The organism is Shewanella sp. QJM3NY_23 (genome assembly GCF_056173105.1).
Map to the genome: position 1 here is coordinate 3237127 of NZ_CM149657.1, position 21818 is coordinate 3258944.

A 21818-nucleotide genomic window follows, 5' to 3' on the forward strand; every position below is an offset into this window, starting at 1 on the left:
ATTCAAGGCTGTATTTAGCTTAAGGCACTGTAATATCAGAATAACAAGCCACACCAGCATAGGTTTATGCCACCTGTTAGTCAAATATGATAATCTGTAGCCCACCGACAGCCCTGATCCATTATGCTTAACCTTTACCGAGTCACTCCCAGCCGTGATTTAAATGGGGCAAATTCGGTCTAAATTTCATCCTATTTTAGCGCGAACCGTTTGATAAAGAGAACAGCATTTCACTATTAAAGCGTAAGAACCCTAGCGCCGAACCATTTGAAAAATAATTATTTCAATAGATTGCTATCATTGACAGCCAATAAGTGCCAAATAGATGACTTATAGTGGCTCTAAATCTTCCCATCTGCTGCGGTTTACCCTATTAAAACCAAGGGGGCGAATGTTAAACCGCTTTGCTTGATGCAGAAAAAATCCCCATCAGATGATGAGGCTTATGCCACCTTAAAAAGGACTTACACTAGCGGGCTATCTTCACCACTGCGCATTCATCATCCCCAGCAGTGGATTATTTTACATCAACTTTGATTTCAACGCTGTGCCTATAGCGAGCCCGCGACAAAGCCACCAATATGCGCCCAATTGGCCACCCTACCATGCGTAAGCCATAAACTTAAAGGCAAGCAAGATACGGAACCAGATTAAGAACATGCCAAATAACCCGGTAATGGCACCGCTGGCACCGATTACCAACCCTATTCATTCGATAAATTAGAATAAAATAAGCGTTATTTAGCGATTTTTATTCGACAATCTTGTTGTTAACCTTCACTCCTGAAGATTGACACAAGCCGTGTTAACCCAGTCATGCTGATTTGATCACAATCGCCAACATCAGCAACTATCATCAATAGTGATGTTCACTGGCCGCCCCATTTGGAGAAGATGATGAAAGTAGTAAGTCAATATAACGCCTTACCGGCCATGGACGGTGACGGTGTCAACATTCGTCGCGTCGCCGACTTTACTCGCACCAAGTTTGACCCGTTCTTGATGCTAGATGAAATAAAGTCCGATGATAAACAAGATTTTATCGGCGGCTTCCCACCTCACCCCCACCGTGGGATTGAAACCTTTACCTATATTCGTAAAGGCGGCTTCGAGCACAGAGACCAACTAGGCAATGTTAAGGCGATACGTGCCAGTGACGTACAGTGGATGAGTACCGGCAGTGGAGTGGTGCATTCTGAAATGCCTCTGGCCGATGCAAACGACGGCCTGCATGGTTTTCAGATTTGGCTCAATATGCCTGCCAAAGACAAGATGCGTCCGGCAATTTATCGTGACAGTAGCGATACCCACAATCCAGAAGTCACCAATTCCCACGGCGCAACGCTGCGGGCACTGGCTGGTGATTGGCAATTTGCTGACATGGACACTCACATCAGCGCGCCGGTGCAAGGTTTGGCTGGCCAAGGGATGGTGGCCGATTTAATGCTGGCACCCAACGCGCAGGCGCAGCTCGACTTGAGTCATCGCCAATATGCTGGGCTTTACCTGTATCAAGGTAGTATCAGTAGCACGCAGCAAGATACGCAAGAGCATTTTCAGCAGGGGCAGTATTTAATAGTTGATAGCCAACGCTTATTGTCGCTACAAGCAGGCGATGAAGGGGCGGGAATCTTAGTGTTTGCCGGCGATCCTATTCGCGAAAAAATCGTCCATATGGGACCATTTGTCATGAACAGCCAAGCCGAAATTGAGCAGGCCATTGCCGATTATCAACAAGGACGCTTCGGCGAAATTGCTAGTAACTAAGCGCAATTGCCATAAATCTGCAGGTGCGGTGGACAGCCCATCGCACCGGTTTACTTAAAGGTGATACCTTTCCCTGTGGGGATCATTAATCGCTGATATCACATACAAAATAGATGACTCCATCCCCCCTCAAGTCTGCAAAATGCAAGCCCTAAAGCAGCAAGCCCTCTAATCAACGCAACTGATTATCAGCTAGCCCGGCATCGCCCTGTATATGTATATACAGATCTGTAATTTACAGCCCTGTGATTTACAACCTAAGATCAGCCCTGCGATTTACAACCTAAGATCAACCAAGCAATGAGTTTAACCGCAGCCAAGATGCATAAATTTGCACTCTATCAAGCTTTATCTGGCGACATGTGTGGTAATTTTTAATTAAATAGCCAACCACGGGCACTCTCGATGAACCCATTTCAAGCGTTAAAACTGCACCTTGCACCGATGCCAGCTAAGCTCATGCTGTTGCTTGCCATACTCTTTAGCCCTGCCACACTGGCCAGCAGCACTATGGCTTCAGCTGGCTCAACTTTAGATCTCACCGCCACCTTGGGTGGCTATGTCGCGCTAGCCATTTTTATTTTGGCCTATTTATTAGTGATGAGCGAAGAGGCGCTGCAACTGCGTAAGTCCAAGCCGGTACTGGTCGCAGCTGGGCTGATTTGGGGGATCATCGGCTTTATCTATGTGGGCCATGGCATGTCAGCACTGTCGGAAGCGGCTTTCAAACACAACCTACTCGAGTATGCCGGACTATTGCTGTTTTTACTGGTAGCCATGACCTACATCAACGCCATGGAGGAGCGTAAGCTGTTTGATGCACTGCGCGCATGGATGATCAACCGTGGTTTTAGCCTGCGCAGCGTATTTTGGTTAACCGGCTTTATGGCATTTTTTATCTCGCCTATCGCCGATAACCTCACCACGGCACTTTTAATGTGCGCGGTCGTGATGAAAGTGGGTGGCGACAACCGTGCCTTTATTACCCTCGCCTGTATCAATATCGTGATCGCCGCCAATGCTGGCGGCGCCTTTAGCCCCTTTGGCGATATCACCACCTTGATGGTATGGCAAAAAGGGGTGGTGCAGTTTGAGCAATTTATTGCGCTATTTTTACCCTCGCTGGTCAACTATCTGTTGCCCGCGGCGATAATGAGCTTTTTTATCGCTAACACAACCGAGCAAGCTGCAGTTGAGAAAGTCACCATGAAACGTGGCGCTCGGCGTATTGTCGGCCTGTTTCTGCTGACCATTGCCACAGCGGTGTGCTGTCATTCGTTTTTGGGGCTTCCCCCCGTACTGGGAATGATGACCGGCCTGGGCTTGTTACAGTTTTTTGGCTTTTATCTGCGTAAAACATTTGAGCAAGCCGTGGTAAAGGCGCGCGAACGGGCCGAGCGAGAAAACAATCTCAAACGCTTAGAGCAACTAGGTAACGTGGTGCCCTTCGATGTATTTACCCGTATTGCAAGGGCCGAATGGGACACGCTGCTGTTCTTTTATGGCGTAGTGTTGTGCGTTGGCGGCCTCGGTTTTATGGGGTATTTGGCCTTAGTGTCAGAGCTTATGTATCAGCACTGGGACATCACCTATGCCAACATTACCGTCGGCTTGTTGTCGGCCATTATCGATAATATTCCGGTGATGTTTGCAGTATTGACCATGAACCCAGAGATGAGTTTAGGCCAATGGTTGCTTGTCACCTTAACCGCTGGTGTCGGTGGCAGTTTGTTATCGATTGGCAGTGCCGCAGGAGTTGCCTTAATGGGACAGGCTCGCGGTATCTACACCTTTACCGCTCACTTAAAATGGACCCCCGTTATCGCCTTAGGTTATGCGGCCAGCATCTTAACCCACCTATGGTTAAACGCAGGCTTGTTTTAATCATCACTAATGAAGCTAAAAATTGCCCATAAAAAAGCGGTGCTGGATAGATTCCAACACCGCTTTTATGACTAAGCTGATGTAACGACTTAGCTAACCCGTTAGCTTAGGCTAACCATAAGAAGCCTATAAACGTTAGCGCAGCAGCGATAAGCGCGTAAGGTAACTGGGTGACCGCATGGCTCACCAAGTTACAGCCTGAGCCTTGAGCTGCCAGTACCGTTGAGTCGGAATAGAAACACGCTTGGCTACCAAAAGAGGAAGCCGATAACAGCGCCCCAATCACCAAGGGAATATTAGCATCTACCGCTTGTGCTAATGGCATAACGATAGGAATAGATACCGCAAAAATTCCCCAGCTTGAGCCCGTCGCAAATGCCAATATCGACATGGTTAAAAACACCACGGCAGGCAAGAGTTGTGGCGTCATAAAGGCGCTGAGATTACCAATCACATATTGTGGCAGCATCATCTTGTCACACACATCTTTAAACACAAATGCAGCGATAACAGTACCAATGGCTGGCAGCATCGACTTAAAACCGTCGATCATCTGGTCCATCATCTCAGACAATGGCATCAAACGTTGCAGGCCGTAATAGGGCAAAGTCACCGCTAAAGTGGCAATTAACCCTTTAAGCACATCAATATCGAAGTACACGGTAAAGGCAACCAGCAGTATGATAGGCACAAAAAAGTTGTGCAGCTTACCTAAGTTGTCGGCGTGTTTAAACTCCTCTTCAATGGCTTTAACCCCATAATCATCGGAGGTTTGCACCTCTTCAAAATCTGTCTGTTTTAGCGCAGGTTCACCCTGAGCCGCCGCCAGTTGCGCCTTTTTCATCGGCCCAAATGCGGGCACTATACCCAAAATCACCAATAGCACCATGGCAACCGCAAGCCAGGCATACAACATGTATGGAATAGCCGACATGTAAATCGCAATGCCTTGGCCTTCACTGGCCACACCATTGTCGACTAATAAGCCACCAAAAAAGACTGCCCAGGTCGATAGCGGCACTAACACACAAATCGGCGCAGCGGTTGAGTCAACCACATAGGCCAGCATCTCACGTGATACCTTAAACTTATCGGTAACCCGCTTCATGGTCGAGCCAACCGTTAAGGCATTGAGGTAATCATCAATAAAAATCACCACGCCTAAGATAAAGGTCATAAACAGTGATGACTTCGGTTCCTTAGCAAACTTAAGCGCATGGCGGCCAAATGCCATCGAGCCGCCGGTTTTCACCAGCAAACTGATTAAGGCACCAAATCCACCGCACACCAGAATCAACCAACCTATGGTCTCATCTGCCATCACAGAAAGGGAGATCGTCGAAATATTATTGAGTACATCGCTCGGCTGGTACATCGCCAGCCCCACTAAAGACCCGATAATTAATGAGAGAATTGGACGGCGTAACCAAATAGCTAACACCAAAACCACCACAGGTGGGATAAGACTTAAGGCTGTCGCTTCAGACATGCGTTAAGGTCCTTCTTAAATTGAGCCAATACGGCAAACTAATTTCACTAGGCGAAATTGGTTATTATTCCAACAACGCTTAATTGCTGCTTTATTATGGACATACCACTAACCATGAGATGATGGTCAATGCCATTTTTGCACCTTAGTTAAAACATCGGCGGCAAAATAATCCTCTATGGCCGGTGAGTCAATAACAAATACTTATTTGATTAAAAAAATAATCGTCCATGCTGACAGGAATAATTTAAACTACTGAAAGTAAAAGATATAACTAAAAGTTATTCGCACTTAGATTATTGGTCTTTTGCTGTTGCATATTTAGCTAAGATGCATAATTAAATATTGCCTATGGTGAATTCAACCAGAGCATGTCGCCATAATGTTGGCTTTAGGTTAATCACAATTTCTTCTCTTCGTTGGTGACAAGTTTTATTGGCATGCTACTCTCCTCTGGGTGTCAATCTAAGGAGTATGACAATGACCCATTCAAAACCAATAACAAACCCTATCGACATTGCTACCGTAACCATCACCCCTAACGCCAACGCGCGTCCGATCATTCTCGATTGCGATCCCGGCCATGATGATGCCATATCTTTAGTTTTAGCCTTCAGTAGCGAGCAGCTCAATCCCTTGGCTGTGACCACCAGTGCTGGCAATCAAACACCAGATAAAACCCTTAACAATGCACTACGCATGCTGACACTGCTTAATCGTTCAGACATCCCCGTTGCAGGCGGCGCCATTAAGCCATTAGCACGAGAGCTAATTATTGCCGACAACGTGCACGGTGAAAGTGGTCTCGATGGCCCACAACTGCCCGAGCCTAGCTTTGCCGCCCTTGAGCAAAACGCCCTTGAGTTGATGGCCGAAAAAGTCCGCCAAAGCAAAGATCCTGTGACCTTCATTCCATCGGGACCACTAACCAATATTGCCCTGTTTTTGGCTAACTACCCTGAGCTGCACAGCAAGATTGAACGTATCGTATTGATGGGCGGTGCTGCGGGTGTCGGTAACTGGACCCCAGCTGCCGAGTTTAATATTTTTGTTGACCCAGAAGCCGCCGATATGGTGTTTAAGTCAGGCATCCCCATCACCATGTGTGGGCTAGATGTAACCCATAAAGCCCAGATCATGGATGAAGATGTTGAGCGTATTCGTCAAATACCTAATCCAGTGGCGCAATGTGTTGCCGAGTTACTCGACTTCTTTATGATCTATCACAGAGATCCTAAGTGGGGCTTTATCGGTGCACCGCTACATGATCCCTGCACCATCGCTTGGTTGCTAAAACCTGAACTGTTTAGCGCCCAAGAATGTTGGGTAGGTGTGGAAACCAAAGGTGAGTACACTCAGGGCATGACGGTCGTCGACCGCTACCAGTTAACTGGTAAGCCCGCCAATGCCACCGTACTATTTGATATGGACCGACAAGGCTTTGTCGACCTTATCGTGGAATGTTTAACCGCGTACAATCAATAGGTCACTCATATTAAAGGGGCCTACGCCCCTTTTTATTAGAAAAACCACTCATTATTAGGACAATAATCATGACCAGACTCCTTATCTTAGGCAGCGCCAATGTTGACCATGTGATGAATTTCGATTTCCTGCCCGAGTCTGGACAAACCTTAATGAGCCGTGATTATCGCCTCGAATATGGTGGCAAAGGCGCTAATCAAGCCGTGGCCAGCGCCCGCCTTGCTCAGCCTGGCACTCGGGTCGATTTTATCTGCCATGTGGGAGAGGATGTGGCGGGGCAGCAACTCTGTAATGCTTGGCTCAGCGATGGTATCCATCCCGATGGGGTGCACCAAATAGCAAAAGCCTCAACAGGTAATGCAATGATTTTTATCGATAAAAATGGTGAAAACATGATTGGTGTCTCACCAGGGGCTAATGCCACACTCACCCCTGACGCCCTATTACGCCATAAGCCGCTTATCGAGGCCGCCGATTGGTTATTGGTGCAGTTAGAAACCCCAGTACTCAGCGTATTAAATGCTCTAAAGCTAGCCAAATATCAAGGCTGCTGCACCATACTAAACCCAGCCCCTGCAAGAACGATAAGCAAAGAGTTGTTTCAATTAGTGGATATTATTACCCCAAATGAAACCGAGGCAGAGGCAATAACCGGCATAGAAGTCACCGATGGTGCCAGCGCCAAACTGGCCGCGCAATTGATGCACCAATTAGGGCTGAAAACAGTGATCATCACCTTAGGTAAACAAGGAGCCTACATTAGCAGTGATGAATTTTGTGGCTTACTGCCTGGCTGTGAGGTCGATGCTATCGACACAGTGGCAGCTGGTGACACCTTTAATGGCGCCTTAATGGTGGCATTAAGTGAAGGGTATACCATAGATGCGGCGGTGAAATTTGCCCACCGAGCCGCAGCCATCGCAGTCACGCGACCCGGCGCGCAGCGATCGATCCCTTATCGCCATGAATTAGAAATCGATCCCTTAGCACCATGAACTTAGAAATAACGATGAGTTAGCCTTGTTGGCACTCCTGTAGCAACTGCTGAAAATGCGCACCTAAATCTTGGGTGGCAAATTCACCGCCCGAGCGTGCCAACTGCTCTACCGTTTGCAATGCCTGCTCTAGTCCTTGCTGGTCAACCAATGCCGATGCATAAGCGGCTAAGTCGGCCCCTTGCTGCAACAGATCAAATAGCTGCGAAAAACTCACCTCTTGCTCCATAGCAGCTTGTAACTGTGTCATTAACTCAGCTATTTTCGCCTGCTCCACCAGCGCTCCTTCGACGCTCACTAACTGACCCAGTGGATCCTTTGACAGCTGGCTCGCCACGCACTGTGCTACCGAACCAGCCGCCGCACCTTGAGCAACAGTTTCAATACCTTGAGCGCGGATCTGCTCTACTACGGTTTTTAATTGCTGATCTTGCGCTAACCATGCTTGCTCAATTTGCGCCTTATCATCGCCCACAAACCCGCAGGCCGATAGTGACAACGCCGATACAGCAAGCACTAGATTCAATACGTTATTCATAAATCACTACCCCCTCGATAAGTGCCAATTGGTGAAACTGCTACACACTATACGAGCCTTTATTTAAGCGAGAATTAATTTAGTCATAATTAAGCTAAAAGCCCTACCAATGGGCCGTAAGTCAGTTGTACTGCTGTGGCCGCTATTCATATGTCACCGCAGGCAAATTCAGCGGTAAGTGCTAGATTATTGGCAGACACATCTCGCTGATTGCTCACACGGTGGCGCACTGGCGATCTCGCAGCGACCAGTGTTACTGCCGCTCGCCTTACACCACTTTAGGCAATCAAACTGATCGGGGTGGCCAGTATCGTTACTGTGAGCATGAACCACCCCTTTACCTGGGTTTGACTCCACCAATACCACATCTGTTAGGCAGGCTTCGCCAAACATACGCCCATTGGCATTGCCACCCTCATCAATGCCGATATGACAACCCGCCACACCAGGCGCCACCCCATCGGAGTCGAGCCACCAAGTGGTTTCGCCTGCTTGCCAGTCGGCTGGGGTGAAGGCAAACACCCCCTTGGCACCCGCCATCTGCTGGGCACCACTGGACGGCGGCGCCAGTCCTTCAGCATTGGCCTGCGTTAACATTAAGCCCCCCAGCAGGGTAAACAGCAAAAAAACTAAACCTATAAATCCATTAATTTTTATCATATTCACTCCTTAAATAATGGGTCAATATCAAGCCTGCCTGACACGCTCAACAGTCTAAGTGTAGCGCCGCGGCGAACCAGCGCCACAGACGCCACTCAAGTGATAAAAATAATGACTAAAAATCGCTAGAAATGGGCTTTACTTTATCTAAAAAATAGGCGTAATATTGCGCAGCTTAGCCAAGACGCAAATATGCGCAGGCTGAGCGCCACTCTTAGGTAGCAAGAGCTGTTGCTGCTTGATGAGAGCGCGTTAAGCGATAGTGTTATTCAGTACTGACAACCGCTAATCGGATTCAGTTTTGAATCGCTCATTAGGATAAAGAGGAGACAAGATGAGTAAAAAAAATCATCGACGCACGATACCCCATGATAGTGGCCGTGGCGTCATCAAAGACAACGCCTTAAAAGCTATCGTCACCAGTGAGTTATTTAGAATGCGCACTGAGAAGCCTAAAAAAGGCAAAGGATCATACAACCGCAAACAACAAAAAGGGCAAATGCTAAGGGGCGTTGCCCTTTTTGACTTTTTAAGCCTGTTTATTCCTATGAGTTCATCAGCATCAGCAAATACCTAGGATAAAATAAGGGCTGCACTGCCACCCGCCTTATCTGCTATACCGAGCACCAACTCGCCATTACACCCCGTCTAAATGATTAAGTTGCTAGCGTAAACACCGTCAGATTTGTTATTACCATTTAATAACAAACGGTTATAACAAACTTTTACCACAAACGGGGCTAAGTCACCTTGTTATCATCATTATTTTGCCAGTGGCGATATTCCTTAATAGCAATATCGGCGCAACTCAGTCAAAATCGGCCTTTATCAGCGATTGCTTAATCATCGTCATAGGGCGTTGTTCACCATGTCATCTCAAGCCGTTTTACCTAAACTTGTACCAATATCATTTTTAGCGGTAGTGCTTATCTGGTCAACTACGCCTCTTGGTATTGTATGGAGCAGCGAGTCGGTTCATCCGACCATGGCAGTCTTACTGCGCATGCTAATCGCTTTGGTGCTTGGCTTGCTGATTATTATGATGACTAAGATCCGTCTCCCTTGGAATCGCATCGCCTTTAAGCTCTATGGTTTTTCTGCTATCGGTATCGTTGGCGGCATGTTACTCAGTTATTTTGCCGCTCGTTATCTGCCTTCGGGCACCATGTCGTTAATATTTGGCTTGTCGCCATTGATCTCTGGGCTGTTGGCACAGAAGCTGCTGAACGAACCCAAGTTTGGCCCCATGCGTATACTGGCATTACTGCTGGCATTTACGGGCTTAGGAGTGGTGTGCTCGGCTAAATTGGCACTAGGCAGTGACAGCTGGATTGGCCTAAGTCTTATCTTATGTGCCGTGTTGTTATTTAGCCTTAGCGGCGTATTAATTAAAACCGTCCACATTGCCATTCATCCCATTGCGAGTACCGTGGGAGCCTTGCTTTTTTCCACGCCATTATTTGCGCTGGCTTGGTTACTCTTTGATGCCAGCTTACCTATCGATACTTGGTCGGTGCGTTCCATCGCGGCCATAGCTTATTTGGGGGTTTTTGGTTCACTTATCGGCTTTGTGGCTTACTTTTATATTTTGCAGCACCTAAACGCCAGCACTGTGGCATTAGTAACACTTATCACCCCGGTCTTTGCCATGGCCTTGGGGGCACAACTCAATGGAGAGGCGATAACCGAAGCACTGGTGATAGGTGCGGGCTTGGTGCTCGGCGGACTGGGCTTATACCAATTTGGCGATAGACTAAGGCGTCGACTCGGTCGCATAGGCCAGTAACCCTATGAATGCAACATAGGCCAGGCTCGTATAATCATTCCTCTTCGGCGAGCGAGATGTGCATTCGGCTGATATCGCGATTCCATAGCTGAATGATCTTGCGGGTTTTATCTTTATTCCAAAAGCACTTACCAAATAAGATGATCCCAGCCCCTTCGAGATCGCGGCGATGTTCAATAGCAAAACGCTGTTGTAATTCCTCTTTAAAACCATCCATTGGGATCCCTACATCTTTACAGTCGGCAGGGTTAAGCCAGAGCATCGCCTTATCGGTATGAGAAATCGTGCCCCAATACATACGCGGCGCCCCATTGTCTGTGGGGCTAGCCTGACTAAAATTAACAAACAGATTTTTAGCGCGCCAACGATACTTGTCATCGGTATACACCCACAAATCTGAGCTGGCCAGCTCGCTGCCACGCAATAAACTGTGTAACAGTTTCTCTAACCCTTCGCGGGCGATGCGTTTATCGGGCGTGGATGCGCTAGCCTCATTGGGCGTTGGCGTACTCTTTTGAACTGGTGATGTGATGGGCGAATGAGCCGTTTGGGGCATTGGTGCTGCTGGCTCAGAAACCCGGTTCTCTGCCGTCGCTGGCGTTGCTTGCGTTGCTGCGGTTTTTGCCTTAGTGCTATGACTTGATGCGCGTTTCGAGAAGTCGATTCGCAGCGCATCGCTGTCGACAATAAGCTGGTTAACCTCGCTGGCATCTTGCTCTTCACGTTGGCGGCTGGCGCTGGGCTTAAATTCGCGGCAATCTAGTTGATGATAACGCGAGCCAAAGCAGGCCGCTTTACCATCTTTAGAGGCTTTACGAAAATACGCCTTACCAGCACAGGCAGGGCAATATAGGTGCTGACGCAAGCGTTCAACCTCCGCCTCATCGAGGCGTTGAAACTGAAATACCGAATAGACGGTTTGCGATAACTTATCCATACGACAAATAGCGTCAAGCATTCTCTGTATCCTTTATCTCGCCATGCGCCAGCATTATGCCCCAGTCAATAGGCTCAAACTATCCTATAACCTGTAAGATGACAAACGAGTTTACTGCCTGATCTTTAAGGTGATCATGACAGGTGCATGATCTGTGCTATGACTGTCGCGGGCATACTCAGGGTTAAGCAAGTGCCTATCATAGGTGTGGTAGTGCTCAACTTCTGCCAGGCATTGATCGTTATGGGGGTCAAACTCATTAGACAGTAAGATGTAATCTATCACCGCCCCTTGGGTTAAATGGTAGTGAGTGGCAGGCCGCGCAACGGCTGTCACGCTGTAATGGGATTGCTCAAATAACTGATAGGCATCGTGCAAGCGGTAATCGTCAAAGCCCTGCTCGCCATAACTGGCAATTAAGCGGGTATCCGTGCTGACCAGGCTCGATAGCACGCCGCTATGCAAGGTATCGTTAAAATCACCCATCAAGATCACCGGGTAAGCCGTGACGGCGCGCCGCTCGGCAATCGCATAACGCAGCAGGCTCGCCTCGCTCCCGCGCACGATAGCGGCGCTCCATTTGGCTGCAGCCTCGATGGCAAAACTGGCTTGCATCGCACTCGGGGCAACACCAAGCAGCTCTTGAGCTTGTTCCACACTGAACTGGCCGCGTTTAGATTTAAAATGCACCACATAACAATCGCATGGCCCCAGATCAGGCAGCACCACAGTCGCCCGCACCGGTGTGCGACTGAATGCAAATTCGGCGCTGAGCCCCAATAATGAAGCAAATTCAGGGGCGGCACTACAGGCATGAATGGCGCTTATCGGGTATTTAGAGGCCAAGGCCACCACAGGGCTGCGATAGATAAACTCATCTTCAACCTCTGGGGTATCGACCACAGCAAAATAGGGATACCCGGCAGCGTTTAACAACGCCTTTAACGCATCAGTTGAAAACACCTCTTGAAAACCAATCACATCGGGACGGTATTGATTAACATAAGCCGTTATCCAGTCACACTTTTGCTGCCATTGCTGCTCGGTATAGATGTTATTGAAATCGTAATAGGCATCTGGCGGCGCAATAAAATTGAACAGATTAAAACTGGCTATTTTTAGCTGCGATTGAGCTGCAGATTCAGTAGACAAAAATACCTCTTAACCTAAATAACGATTCATAAGCTGGCAGCATAACATGACAAAAAGTGAACCACACTTTCAGCGCTTATCGACAAGCTGCCAATCAGCCCATCGATGACACTCAGCCATGCGTTACATATGATGCCTATCATCAATATAATTTTGCCAATATTTGTGATTTTACACCATGTTCATTGAATGGTGACTGGCGTAGAATCGCCACATCGTTCATTGCTCGCACATAGGATAACCTGCATGCAGCCAATCAGTTTTTTTGCCAACAAACGCTATACCACTAAGGTGTTTGACCCCACTAAAAAGATCGCCGATGAGAAAATTGATGAGTTAAAACAGTTGCTCAGACTCAGCCCATCGTCGACCAACTCGCAACCTTGGCACTTTGTGTTAGCCGCCAGCGAGCAAGGCAAGGCGACCATTGCCCAAGCCACCAGTGATTTTGGTTTTAACACAGAGAAAATCCTCAATGCGTCTCATGTATTAGTGCTGTGCACCAAAACAAGTATGGATGAAGCGCACTTGCAAAGGCTACTGGAGCAAGAAGCGAGCGATGGCCGCTTTGCTAACGACGAGGCCAAGCAAGGGCAACATGCTGGGCGCTCCTTTTTTGCCAATATGCACAGAGTCGAACTCAAAGATGCCCAGCATTGGATGGAAAAGCAGGTGTATCTATCGCTAGGCACCCTGCTGCTTGGCGCCAGTTTACTCGATATCGACGCCTGCCCGATCGAAGGGTTTAATGTGACTAAACTTAACCAACTGCTGGACTTACCAGCCCAAGGTTATTGCGCTTCGGTAGTGGTCGCACTTGGCCATCACAGCGAAGAGGACTTTAACGCTAAGCTGCCTAAGTCACGCTTACCGTTAAGTGAACTGTTCACCGAGATTTAAGCCTGAGCCATGGCGCGCCTGCACATAATGGGCGCGCCATTAAAGGCTTGCGTTCCATCTTTGCTATTGCCATAGTAAAAATTATCATTGGTTATGGATGATCCCTATGTTGCTAGCGAAACACCCCCAAGACCCAGCCTCACTCGATGCTAATTCTGAAGCCAAGCACGCTGTGGCAACGACCGCTTCGATTAAAGGTGATAATCCGCTTATCTGGCCGTTGCTCTCACTACTGCAAAGCACGCCACACAGCTGGAAAGTGCATCATCTCGCGGCCAAATTGCAACAACAGGGCCTGATGCAAGATCTCGACAGCGACCCACAAAAAGCCCTGTTTAAACAAAACTTCCTACTCATGAATGCCCTGTTTCAACTGCAACAGATGTTACTGCCTGACAGCTGGCTGCAGGTGAAATCGATGCAAATCCAAATATTTAGGCGAGTGCCAAGCGATCTCAACCAGCAATTATGTGAAGACGACTCACTGCGTGATTACTACATGGATTGGCACAACTATGACACCAGTGCCAATGTGATCCAGCAGATACTCGAATCATTTTGGCATCGCTATGAGCAATATATTGGCGCCAACCCCAACGCAATGCACAAGCGCCAAGCCTTAAGCGTATTCGAGCTCGATGACAACGCCACCAGTAAGATGATACGCAAACAATGGCGTCGCTTAGCCCTGCAATGGCATCCGGATCGTCAAGGTGGCGATGTCGCCAAATTTCGACAAGTTTGTGAGGCTTGGCAAACTTTACGTGAAAAGTGGTAAAACGCCGCTTCAATATACAAGCTAAGTCACATTGTGGGCACTGTTTCTTAAGCGCCGTTAAGTCATACTTAAGCTTTAACTATTATGCTAAAAATATTACATTTTTTATGTTAATTACTATTAAGCAGCACGCTGTCATTTGAGGACACTATGATCAAACATATCGCATTAGCACTGACTCTAGCCATTGCTCCATTAAGCAGTTTTGCCGCACAGTTTATCGAAGGTAAGCATTTCACTGTCGTATCAGACAAGGCACCAAGCACCGAGCCAAAGTTAACCGAGTTTTACTCTTTTTACTGCCATAACTGTTTCAATATGGAAACCCAGTACCTAGGCGACATCAAGGCGAACCTTAAACCTGGCGTCAGCTTCGACAGTAAGCATGTAGACTTTATGAATAGCGATATTGGCACCGAAGTGATGCGCTCTCTGGCGGTTATCCAAGAGCTTAACGTTGAAGACAAGATGATCCACGCTATGTTTGCCGCCATTCAAGGTGAAGAAGGTGCCAACGGTCACAGCCATGACCATGATCACAGCGCTCACGACAAGCCAGAAATCAATACCCGTGATGATATCAAAAAGGTGTTTAGCGCCAACGGCATCGACGTCAGCAACTATGATAGCCTTGCCGATAGCCAAGCGGTGACCGATAAAATTAACCTGTGGCGTGCGCAGCAACGTGAGTTTCGCATTCAAAGCGTACCGACCTTTATCGTTAATGATAAATATGCGGTCAATTTAGGCCAAGTACGTACCCTAGGTGAGTTGATTGACCTTATTAACTATCTGGCGGTTGAACACAAATAAGCTTTAGCTTAATGAATTTCCTCTAAAAAAGGCTTCTTCGGAAGCCTTTTTTGCGCTCAGGCACACTCAGATAACGACTCCATATCATTGAGCCTAAACCAGTCCTCTTTTACCGCACCAAAGGATAACTAAATATTAATGTTGACTGGCTTCAGGTGGGTCAATCTCAATATAAAGCTCATCATTGGATTCACCATCACGATAAGGCCGATAGAAATGGGCACCACAATGAAAGTAGCGATAAGGCGTTGGCACCAGTACGCAGCCCAGTGGCAAGGCGCGTAAAATAATGAGCTGTTGCTGCATTCGCAGCGCCTCTCGCCATTGATGGTCTTGCAACACTTGGTCTCGCACCGCAAATGCATCGAAAGGCTCACTGGACTTACGCACCACCACCTCGCCAGCAAAGCTGTTACTGATAGACAAACCACCGATAGAGAGCAGACTGATGTAGAGGCTGCAGAGACTGACTCGCACAATGTTCATGGTCTTCCTCGCAATTAACTCGCCATTGGCCATAGACAGTATGGCGCAATAGACGCCTAGAGTGTGTCCACATCATACATAAAAGCGAGGCCACTGCACTACTGCAATGGCCCCGTAAATATCATCTTGTACGCCAACGATGACGACCACTTAAACGATGTTAGCTATCATCATGATTTACTTACACTCAGCGCTTAACATTAGCTAAGCGCCTGCATGATCGAGATTAGTTGGCACTCTTGAGCGAGACAAACTCAGGATAAGCATCGATACCACAGTCAGATGCATCCATGCCATTGTACTCTTCCTCTTCAGTGACTCGGATCCCCATAGTCACTTTGAGTACGTACCAGACCACAAATGAGCTAGTAAATACCCAAGCGAAAATCACTGCCGCCCCAAGTAACTGCCCTGTTATGGTCGCATCGGCATTCGATAGCGGCACCAAGAGTAAACCAAATAATCCAGCCACACCGTGCACCGAGATTGCGCCCACAGGATCGTCTATCTTAATGCGATCAAACATCACAATAGAGAAGACCACTATGCCACCGGCAAACAGACCGATACCACCAGCTAATAGCAATGAAGGCGATAACGGATCGGCAGTGATGGCGACGAGACCAGCCAAGGCGCCATTGAGGATCATGGTTAAATCAGCCTTACCCCACACCATCTTACACACAATGAGCGCTGCGATGGCACCGCTCGCGGCAGCCGAGTTGGTGTTAACAAAAATCTTGGCCACAGCCGAGGCGTTCTCCATGTCCGATACCAATAACTGCGAGCCGCCATTAAAACCAAACCAGCCCATCCACAACACAAACATACCTAAGGTTGCCATGGGTAAGTTAGACCCAGGGATCGGGTTTACCTGACCGTTAGGGCCATACTTGCCTTTACGTGCACCGAGCAGTAACACCCCAGAAATAGCTGCTGTCGCGCCAGCCATATGCACAATACCGCTGCCAGCAAAGTCGACAAAGCCCGCTTCAGACAGGAAGCCACCGCCCCATGTCCAGTAACCTTCGATGGGATAGATAACCGCCGTCATCACCACAGAGAAGAGTAAAAAAGACCAAAGCTTCATCCGCTCAGCGACCGCTCCCGAGACGATAGACATGGCTGTCGCCACAAACACCACTTGGAAGAAGAAATCCGATTCTAAAGCATGGTCGGCATCGCCCGCTTGTGAGCCAATCAGTGCGCCTAACGAGGGCAGCCAGCCGCCTTCGGTGTTATCGACGTACATAATGTTGTAACCCACAATTAAGTACATGATGCAGGCGATGGAGTACAAACAGACGTTTTTGGTTAATATCTCAGTGGTGTTTTTAGAGCGCACCAAACCCGCTTCTAGCATGGCAAACCCTGCCGCCATCCACATCACCAGTGCACCTGAAATTAAAAAGTAAAATGTGTCTAGTGCGAATCGCAACTCGGTCACCGTGGTACCTAATGCCTTTAGTTCTTCCATTGTCTTATCCCCTTACAGTGCTTCGTTATCGAGTTCGCCCGTACGAATACGGATAACCTGATCTAAATCTGTCACAAAAATTTTGCCATCACCTATCTTGCCCGTTCGCGCTGCCGCCACGATAGATTCAATCAAGTGTTCAACATTTTCGGACTTAGTGGCGATATCGAGTCTAACCTTAGGTAAAAAATCGACTTGATATTCAGCGCCGCGATAGAGTTCGGTATGGCCTTTTTGGCGCCCAAATCCTTTCACCTCGGTGACTGTCATGCCCTCTATCCCCATCCCTGCGATGGCTTCTCGCACATCATCCAATTTAAAGGGTTTGATAATTGCACTGATTAGTTTCATTCCAGCCTCCGGCTCGTGATTGTAATGTGGTAATGCAAGAGACAATTCAATCATCAGGCCAACAATACAAAACCTTAACAATCAGAAACTTATTTTTTACACCCAGAGATTACCCGGCCACTATTGCACCGTTTTGGTGCGTGCACCGTATCGATGCACAAAAAACAAGCACCCGCCTATTCGACTTATGACCGATTGGTTATGGCGTTATCCTAGGTATGATAGAAAACCAACCATGGGAGGAGATGACTATGTTAGAACCACAGGAGTGTGTGTTATTGATTGTCGATGTGCAGGGCAAGCTTGCCCAGATGATGCATCAAGCCGATACCTTAGAGCACAAGCTGACCACCTTGATCAAAGCGGCAGAGCTGTTTGACATCCCCATTGTCTGGCTAGAGCAGCTACCCGAGAAACTCGGCACCACGAGTCCAGCATTACAGGCCCTGCTGGCCCCGCACCACCAGCCAATCGCCAAAGCCCATTTTAGTGCTTGGTATACCGAGGCCTTTCGCCACGCAATGGAAGGCACCAAGCGCAAACAAGTGCTGATGGCGGGCATTGAAACCCATATCTGTGTCTATCAAACCTGTCGCAGTCTGCTCGATAATGGTTATCAGGTGAACGTTGTTGCCGATGCGGTATCGTCACGCAGTGCTGAAAATAAGCAGCTGGGCATTCAGATGATGACTCAGTATGGCGCGAAGGTGACCAACTGTGAGTCTTTACTGTTTGAACTGCAGCGCGAAGCCAGCGGCGAGCGCTTTAGGGCCCTACTAAAGATGATTAAATAGTTTGTACTCAAGGGACAGGCCTATCTCGGCAACGGGCAGAATATGACAAAAAGCCCTGGTTAAATACCAGGGCTTTTTAGTGTGATGACTTAAAACAAACCGTTAGAGAAGCACTACTGGCTTACTGACGCAAAGGCTCACTCACGGCTTGGCTATATCACTTGCTTAGTACGTTGCTTCACGCTGCTTAGCTTCGGCGTCCCACTTAGGCAGTACGGTTTTCTTGAACTCTTCCTTGTCGGCGTTCATCTTTTTCATGTCCATACCGAGCGCCGCTTGGGCTTTGGCTTTAGTCGATACATCAGGGATCGCAATCGGCTGCTTAACCCCTTTCACCGCTAATAACTGTGCCAGTTTAATACGGGCATCGGCGGCTTTATCAACTGCGGTACCTAATACACGTAAGGCTTCATCCGGTGCATGAGCCGCCACCCCATGAGAGGCTGTGGCATAATCCCAGCGCCACTGTGAATGACGGATATCCATTAAGATAGGCTTCATTTCAGTCTCGCTAGCACCAGCGTCCCACGCCGCTTTGGCTTCAAAGTGAGCTCTAACCAACTGAGCTTCAGCACGCGCCTTTAAATCGGCCACTTTCACTTTACGTTCTTCGGTTAGGTTAACCATGAACTCTTTGCTTTGGCTATGACAGGTGCCACAGGTTTCTTCGAAGCGATCAAATGGATTACCCACTTTATGGTCGGTAAACTTACGGCCTTCGGCATTGGTAACCTTAGGCATGTGACAATCGGTACAGGTCACATTGTTTTTGCCGTGTACACCAAGCTGCCAAGTTTCATAACCTGGGTGCTGGGCTTTAAGCATAGGAGTTTTCGATAGGGCATGGGTCCAATCGGTAAAGTCCATACTATCGTAGTAGACTTCCATCTGCTCAACTGTGGTGCCCATATCCCATGGGAACTTAACAAAGCCTTTGCGATCTTGTGTTTTTTCGAAGTAGTACTCTACGTGGCACTGACCACACACCATAGATTGCTTATCTTTTTTAGACGCTTTATCGAACGGGGTGCCTAGGGTGTTCATGGCTCGTTCGGCAAACGGACGAGACAGGCGTAACTTAGCCGAGCCTTTCTCATGACAATCGGAACAACCGATAGTATTGACTATCTCTGCACCACCTTTGTACCACTTACCGGCGAAATAGCCATCTTCGCCTTGCTCTTCAATCATACGAGGCACATCAGGGCTCTTACATGACCAACACGCCATCGGCATTGGACCATCTTCAGCAGACTTAGGGGCACCAGTACGTAAGGTATTACGCACATCGGTTACCGCATACATATGACCACGAGGTGCATTGTAATCTTTGGCAAAGCCATAACCCGCCCACAATACCACTAAACCGGGCACTTGCTCTAACATATCGACAACATCTTTGCTTTCAGCGGTCTCATGCCAGCTGTTATATTGCTTCGCAAATTTGTCTTTATACACTTCATTACGTGGCTCAGTTTTGTCACTGGCCATCACGCCACTTGTCATTAAGCTCGCTGCAACTAACGCGCTTAGCGCAAAGGTTTTTTTTGTTAAATTTTTCACCATCTCATCTCCGTATTATTCATAGTTATCTGCAATAACCACAATATCTCCATGGCCAAAGTTAGCCTTTAAGCTGATTTTTAAATATACCTCTTATGGGGTAACTGGGATGAATCTTGAGCTAGATCATAATGTAAATGTGTTGTATCTCACACTTTAGCCAATATGTTAACTTTTATGCTGATGACTCATTAATAATACTCGCCTTACTAGTCATCCTCTTCTTCGATTTTAAGCGACGGTTCCCTGATGAAAAAAGGCAGTCTCACCGCCACCATTTTTGCACTTATGCTGACCTTTATTTTACTGTCGAGCGGCTTGGCCACCTTTGCTATTGCCAATTTAGCCTACAGCTTAGGCGATGCGCGGGCGATTAACGCCTCCGGCTCGCTACGAATGCAAAGCTATCGGCTGATGTTTTATGCTAACTCTGGCAGTGAAGATGCCGATGAGAAAGTGGCCGAGTTTGAAGCCACCCTCTATTCAGATGCGTTAAAACGCTCCCTAAGTTGGATAAGTCCTGCTGCCTTGGGTGAGCAATACCAACTGGTTATCCAAAAGTGGCAGGTGATGAAACGTTTTATCGAAACCGAAAATTCACGCCAATATGCCGCCGCACTCAGTGATTTTGTCGACACCATAGATTTGCTGGTACTGGAAACCGAAAAACACGCCGCCTTTAAATTACGCCTGCTGGCCGCAAGCCAAATTATCGGCTTAAGCCTGATGTTATTAATCGCATTTTTTGCGGTGCGTTTTACTCAACGTAAAGTGGTAAAGCCACTGCATCAATTAATGGAATCGGCTAACACCATCTCTAAAGGCGACTTTAATGTTGCCGTGCCGCAGAGTGAATATGTTGAACTTAATGCCCTGAGTAATGCACTGGCCAGCACAGCCAAAGAGTTATCTTCGCTCTATGCTAACCTCGAAAATCAGGTCAAACAAAAAACCTTAGCGCTCACTCGCGCCAACAATGAGTTGAAACTCTTGTACGACAACCTGGTCATGTTGCACTCAGGCACGCTGGAGGTAAGCACCCTTAAGCAGGCCTTAGATCAGCTCAAGGCCCATGAGCCAAATACCAACTTGCGATTAGTGATCGCCCAAGAGGGCGAAGCGCCGCTGTGTATCGAAGCCGATGGCGGGTGGTCACTGGCAGCACCAGAGACCACCCGCTTTGCCCTCAAGTTTGCCGATAACGAACTGGGCCATTTAGAAGTACGCAGCGATAGCGAGATTAATTACGCACTATTTGACAATTTTGCCATCATGCTGGCGCGCTCTATTGTGATTCACAATACTGGTGAGCAACGTCAACAACTGGCCCTGATGGAGGAGCGCGCCGTTATTGCCCGGGAGTTGCATGACTCACTCGGGCAACTGTTGGCCTTTCTAAAAATTCAGGTCAATTTGTTATCAAAAAGCCTCGATACCGATTGCCGTAGCCCACAAGTTGACAGCCAATTAAGTGAGATTAATGAAGGCGTCAATACCGCCTACGTGCAACTACGAGAGCTATTATCGACCTTCCGCTTAACCATCAATGACCCTAATCTACATAACGCCATGGAGGCGATGTTAGCGCAGCTGCGCAGCCAATCAGAGGCTAAAATCAGCCTCAACTACCAGCTACCAATGCAGCTATTAGGTGTCTATCAACATATTCACGTATTACAGCTCACTCGAGAAGCTACGCTCAATGCCATTAAACATGCCCAAGCGAGCCATATCCATATCGATTGCACTGCCCAAGGCGACAAAGTAGTGATAAGCATTAGTGATGATGGTGTCGGTGTCGATAAATTAACAGAGCGGGATCAACATTTTGGTATAGGGATCATGCATGAACGCGCCAGTCGATTATCGGGTGTGCTAGAGTTCAGCGGTAACACTCAAGGCGGCACCACGGTCACGCTACAATTTCCACCTAAGACAGAGCCAGAATAACTTGGCTGCAATA

General features: G+C 47.9%; 20 protein-coding genes. 11 read left to right on the forward strand and 9 right to left on the reverse strand.

The features are described 5' to 3' along the window. Positions 1–897 precede the first annotated feature (897 nt). On the forward strand, positions 898–1767 hold the full coding sequence (locus AC0VXX_RS14370) for a pirin family protein (RefSeq protein ID WP_475517044.1): 870 nt from the start codon (positions 898–900) through the stop codon (positions 1765–1767). Positions 1768–2211: 444 nt separating this feature from the next. Continuing rightward, positions 2212–3651 (forward strand): sodium:proton antiporter NhaD, encoded by a 1440-nt coding sequence (nhaD, locus tag AC0VXX_RS14375; protein ID WP_475517045.1) that lies wholly within the window; start codon positions 2212–2214, stop codon positions 3649–3651. A 106-nt stretch (positions 3652–3757) separates the two neighbouring features. Here the strand turns inward: nhaD and AC0VXX_RS14380 are convergent, their stop codons facing one another. Then, on the reverse strand, positions 3758–5140 hold the full coding sequence (locus AC0VXX_RS14380; protein ID WP_475514797.1) for a Na+/H+ antiporter NhaC family protein: 1383 nt from the start codon (positions 5138–5140) through the stop codon (positions 3758–3760). 480 nt (positions 5141–5620) lie between these two features. On the opposite strand from AC0VXX_RS14380, the gene rihA reads away from it, so the two are divergent. Next, positions 5621–6625 carry a pyrimidine-specific ribonucleoside hydrolase RihA gene (rihA, locus tag AC0VXX_RS14385; RefSeq protein WP_475514798.1) on the forward strand — a complete coding sequence of 335 codons (1005 nt, stop codon included), beginning with the start codon at positions 5621–5623 and terminating at the stop codon, positions 6623–6625. A gap of 68 nt (positions 6626–6693) precedes the next feature. Next, on the forward strand, positions 6694–7620 hold the full coding sequence (gene rbsK / locus AC0VXX_RS14390; RefSeq protein WP_475514799.1) for a ribokinase: 927 nt from the start codon (positions 6694–6696) through the stop codon (positions 7618–7620). A gap of 19 nt (positions 7621–7639) precedes the next feature. On the opposite strand, the gene AC0VXX_RS14395 is transcribed toward rbsK, so the two are convergent. Both AC0VXX_RS14395 and AC0VXX_RS14400 read right to left on the reverse strand, forming a co-directional pair. Beyond that, positions 7640–8158: a hypothetical protein gene (locus AC0VXX_RS14395; RefSeq protein WP_475514800.1), complete on the reverse strand. Its 519-nt coding sequence runs from the start codon at positions 8156–8158 to the stop codon at positions 7640–7642. Between the two features lie 186 nt (positions 8159–8344). Next, on the reverse strand, positions 8345–8818 hold the full coding sequence (locus AC0VXX_RS14400) for a hypothetical protein (protein WP_475514801.1): 474 nt from the start codon (positions 8816–8818) through the stop codon (positions 8345–8347). A 334-nt stretch (positions 8819–9152) separates the two neighbouring features. On the opposite strand from AC0VXX_RS14400, the gene AC0VXX_RS14405 reads away from it, so the two are divergent. Beyond that, positions 9153–9395 (forward strand): ribosome alternative rescue factor ArfA, encoded by a 243-nt coding sequence (locus AC0VXX_RS14405; RefSeq protein ID WP_475514802.1) that lies wholly within the window; start codon positions 9153–9155, stop codon positions 9393–9395. 291 nt (positions 9396–9686) lie between these two features. Next, positions 9687–10604, forward strand: coding sequence for a DMT family transporter (locus AC0VXX_RS14410; RefSeq protein ID WP_475514803.1), 918 nt, complete (start codon positions 9687–9689; stop codon positions 10602–10604). Positions 10605–10638: 34 nt separating this feature from the next. On the opposite strand, the gene AC0VXX_RS14415 is transcribed toward AC0VXX_RS14410, so the two are convergent. Beyond that, on the reverse strand, positions 10639–11562 hold the full coding sequence (locus tag AC0VXX_RS14415; protein WP_475514804.1) for a hypothetical protein: 924 nt from the start codon (positions 11560–11562) through the stop codon (positions 10639–10641). Between the two features lie 90 nt (positions 11563–11652). Next, positions 11653–12693 (reverse strand): endonuclease/exonuclease/phosphatase family protein, encoded by a 1041-nt coding sequence (locus tag AC0VXX_RS14420; protein ID WP_475514805.1) that lies wholly within the window; start codon positions 12691–12693, stop codon positions 11653–11655. A 246-nt stretch (positions 12694–12939) separates the two neighbouring features. On the opposite strand from AC0VXX_RS14420, the gene nfsB reads away from it, so the two are divergent. From nfsB to AC0VXX_RS14435, 3 genes are all read left to right on the forward strand, one after another. Beyond that, positions 12940–13593 carry an oxygen-insensitive NAD(P)H nitroreductase gene (gene nfsB, locus AC0VXX_RS14425; protein WP_475514806.1) on the forward strand — a complete coding sequence of 218 codons (654 nt, stop codon included), beginning with the start codon at positions 12940–12942 and terminating at the stop codon, positions 13591–13593. A 106-nt stretch (positions 13594–13699) separates the two neighbouring features. Then, entirely contained in the window at positions 13700–14371 is a 672-nt protein-coding gene (locus AC0VXX_RS14430; RefSeq protein ID WP_475514807.1) for a DNA-J related domain-containing protein, read from the forward strand. A 150-nt stretch (positions 14372–14521) separates the two neighbouring features. Next, on the forward strand, positions 14522–15184 hold the full coding sequence (locus AC0VXX_RS14435; protein WP_475514808.1) for a thiol:disulfide interchange protein DsbA/DsbL: 663 nt from the start codon (positions 14522–14524) through the stop codon (positions 15182–15184). Between the two features lie 135 nt (positions 15185–15319). On the opposite strand, the gene AC0VXX_RS14440 is transcribed toward AC0VXX_RS14435, so the two are convergent. From AC0VXX_RS14440 to AC0VXX_RS14450, 3 genes are all read right to left on the reverse strand, one after another. Beyond that, on the reverse strand, positions 15320–15670 hold the full coding sequence (locus tag AC0VXX_RS14440; protein WP_475514809.1) for a hypothetical protein: 351 nt from the start codon (positions 15668–15670) through the stop codon (positions 15320–15322). 226 nt (positions 15671–15896) lie between these two features. Beyond that, entirely contained in the window at positions 15897–17147 is a 1251-nt protein-coding gene (locus tag AC0VXX_RS14445) for an ammonium transporter (protein WP_475514810.1), read from the reverse strand. A 12-nt stretch (positions 17148–17159) separates the two neighbouring features. Continuing rightward, positions 17160–17498: a P-II family nitrogen regulator gene (locus AC0VXX_RS14450; protein ID WP_475514811.1), complete on the reverse strand. Its 339-nt coding sequence runs from the start codon at positions 17496–17498 to the stop codon at positions 17160–17162. A gap of 251 nt (positions 17499–17749) precedes the next feature. Here AC0VXX_RS14450 and AC0VXX_RS14455 point away from each other — a divergent pair, with 251 nt between their 5' ends. Beyond that, a complete protein-coding gene (locus tag AC0VXX_RS14455) occupies positions 17750–18292 on the forward strand; it encodes a hydrolase (protein WP_475514812.1) in 543 nt (180 codons plus the stop codon). Positions 18293–18457: 165 nt separating this feature from the next. Here AC0VXX_RS14455 and nrfA read toward each other — a convergent pair whose 3' ends face one another. Continuing rightward, positions 18458–19858 carry an ammonia-forming nitrite reductase cytochrome c552 subunit gene (nrfA, locus tag AC0VXX_RS14460; protein ID WP_475514813.1) on the reverse strand — a complete coding sequence of 467 codons (1401 nt, stop codon included), beginning with the start codon at positions 19856–19858 and terminating at the stop codon, positions 18458–18460. Positions 19859–20104: 246 nt separating this feature from the next. Between nrfA and narQ the strand changes: the two genes are divergently transcribed. Then, positions 20105–21805, forward strand: coding sequence for a nitrate/nitrite two-component system sensor histidine kinase NarQ (narQ, locus tag AC0VXX_RS14465; RefSeq protein ID WP_475514814.1), 1701 nt, complete (start codon positions 20105–20107; stop codon positions 21803–21805). Positions 21806–21818 lie beyond the last annotated feature (13 nt).

Coding starts and splice junctions, on each gene's coding strand:
- AC0VXX_RS14415 (WP_475514804.1), bottom strand. CDS start 11,562: ATGCTTGACGCTATTTGTCGTATGGATAAGTTATCGCAAACCGTCTAT.
- narQ (WP_475514814.1), top strand. CDS start 20,105: ATGAAAAAAGGCAGTCTCACCGCCACCATTTTTGCACTTATGCTGACC.
- AC0VXX_RS14380 (WP_475514797.1), bottom strand. CDS start 5,140: ATGTCTGAAGCGACAGCCTTAAGTCTTATCCCACCTGTGGTGGTTTTG.
- nhaD (WP_475517045.1), top strand. CDS start 2,212: ATGCCAGCTAAGCTCATGCTGTTGCTTGCCATACTCTTTAGCCCTGCC.
- rbsK (WP_475514799.1), top strand. CDS start 6,694: ATGACCAGACTCCTTATCTTAGGCAGCGCCAATGTTGACCATGTGATG.
- AC0VXX_RS14405 (WP_475514802.1), top strand. CDS start 9,153: ATGAGTAAAAAAAATCATCGACGCACGATACCCCATGATAGTGGCCGT.
- nrfA (WP_475514813.1), bottom strand. CDS start 19,858: ATGGTGAAAAATTTAACAAAAAAAACCTTTGCGCTAAGCGCGTTAGTT.
- AC0VXX_RS14440 (WP_475514809.1), bottom strand. CDS start 15,670: ATGAACATTGTGCGAGTCAGTCTCTGCAGCCTCTACATCAGTCTGCTC.
- rihA (WP_475514798.1), top strand. CDS start 5,621: ATGACCCATTCAAAACCAATAACAAACCCTATCGACATTGCTACCGTA.
- AC0VXX_RS14445 (WP_475514810.1), bottom strand. CDS start 17,147: ATGGAAGAACTAAAGGCATTAGGTACCACGGTGACCGAGTTGCGATTC.
- AC0VXX_RS14455 (WP_475514812.1), top strand. CDS start 17,750: ATGTTAGAACCACAGGAGTGTGTGTTATTGATTGTCGATGTGCAGGGC.
- AC0VXX_RS14435 (WP_475514808.1), top strand. CDS start 14,522: ATGATCAAACATATCGCATTAGCACTGACTCTAGCCATTGCTCCATTA.
- AC0VXX_RS14450 (WP_475514811.1), bottom strand. CDS start 17,498: ATGAAACTAATCAGTGCAATTATCAAACCCTTTAAATTGGATGATGTG.
- AC0VXX_RS14395 (WP_475514800.1), bottom strand. CDS start 8,158: ATGAATAACGTATTGAATCTAGTGCTTGCTGTATCGGCGTTGTCACTA.
- AC0VXX_RS14370 (WP_475517044.1), top strand. CDS start 898: ATGAAAGTAGTAAGTCAATATAACGCCTTACCGGCCATGGACGGTGAC.
- AC0VXX_RS14430 (WP_475514807.1), top strand. CDS start 13,700: ATGTTGCTAGCGAAACACCCCCAAGACCCAGCCTCACTCGATGCTAAT.
- AC0VXX_RS14400 (WP_475514801.1), bottom strand. CDS start 8,818: ATGATAAAAATTAATGGATTTATAGGTTTAGTTTTTTTGCTGTTTACC.
- AC0VXX_RS14410 (WP_475514803.1), top strand. CDS start 9,687: ATGTCATCTCAAGCCGTTTTACCTAAACTTGTACCAATATCATTTTTA.
- nfsB (WP_475514806.1), top strand. CDS start 12,940: ATGCAGCCAATCAGTTTTTTTGCCAACAAACGCTATACCACTAAGGTG.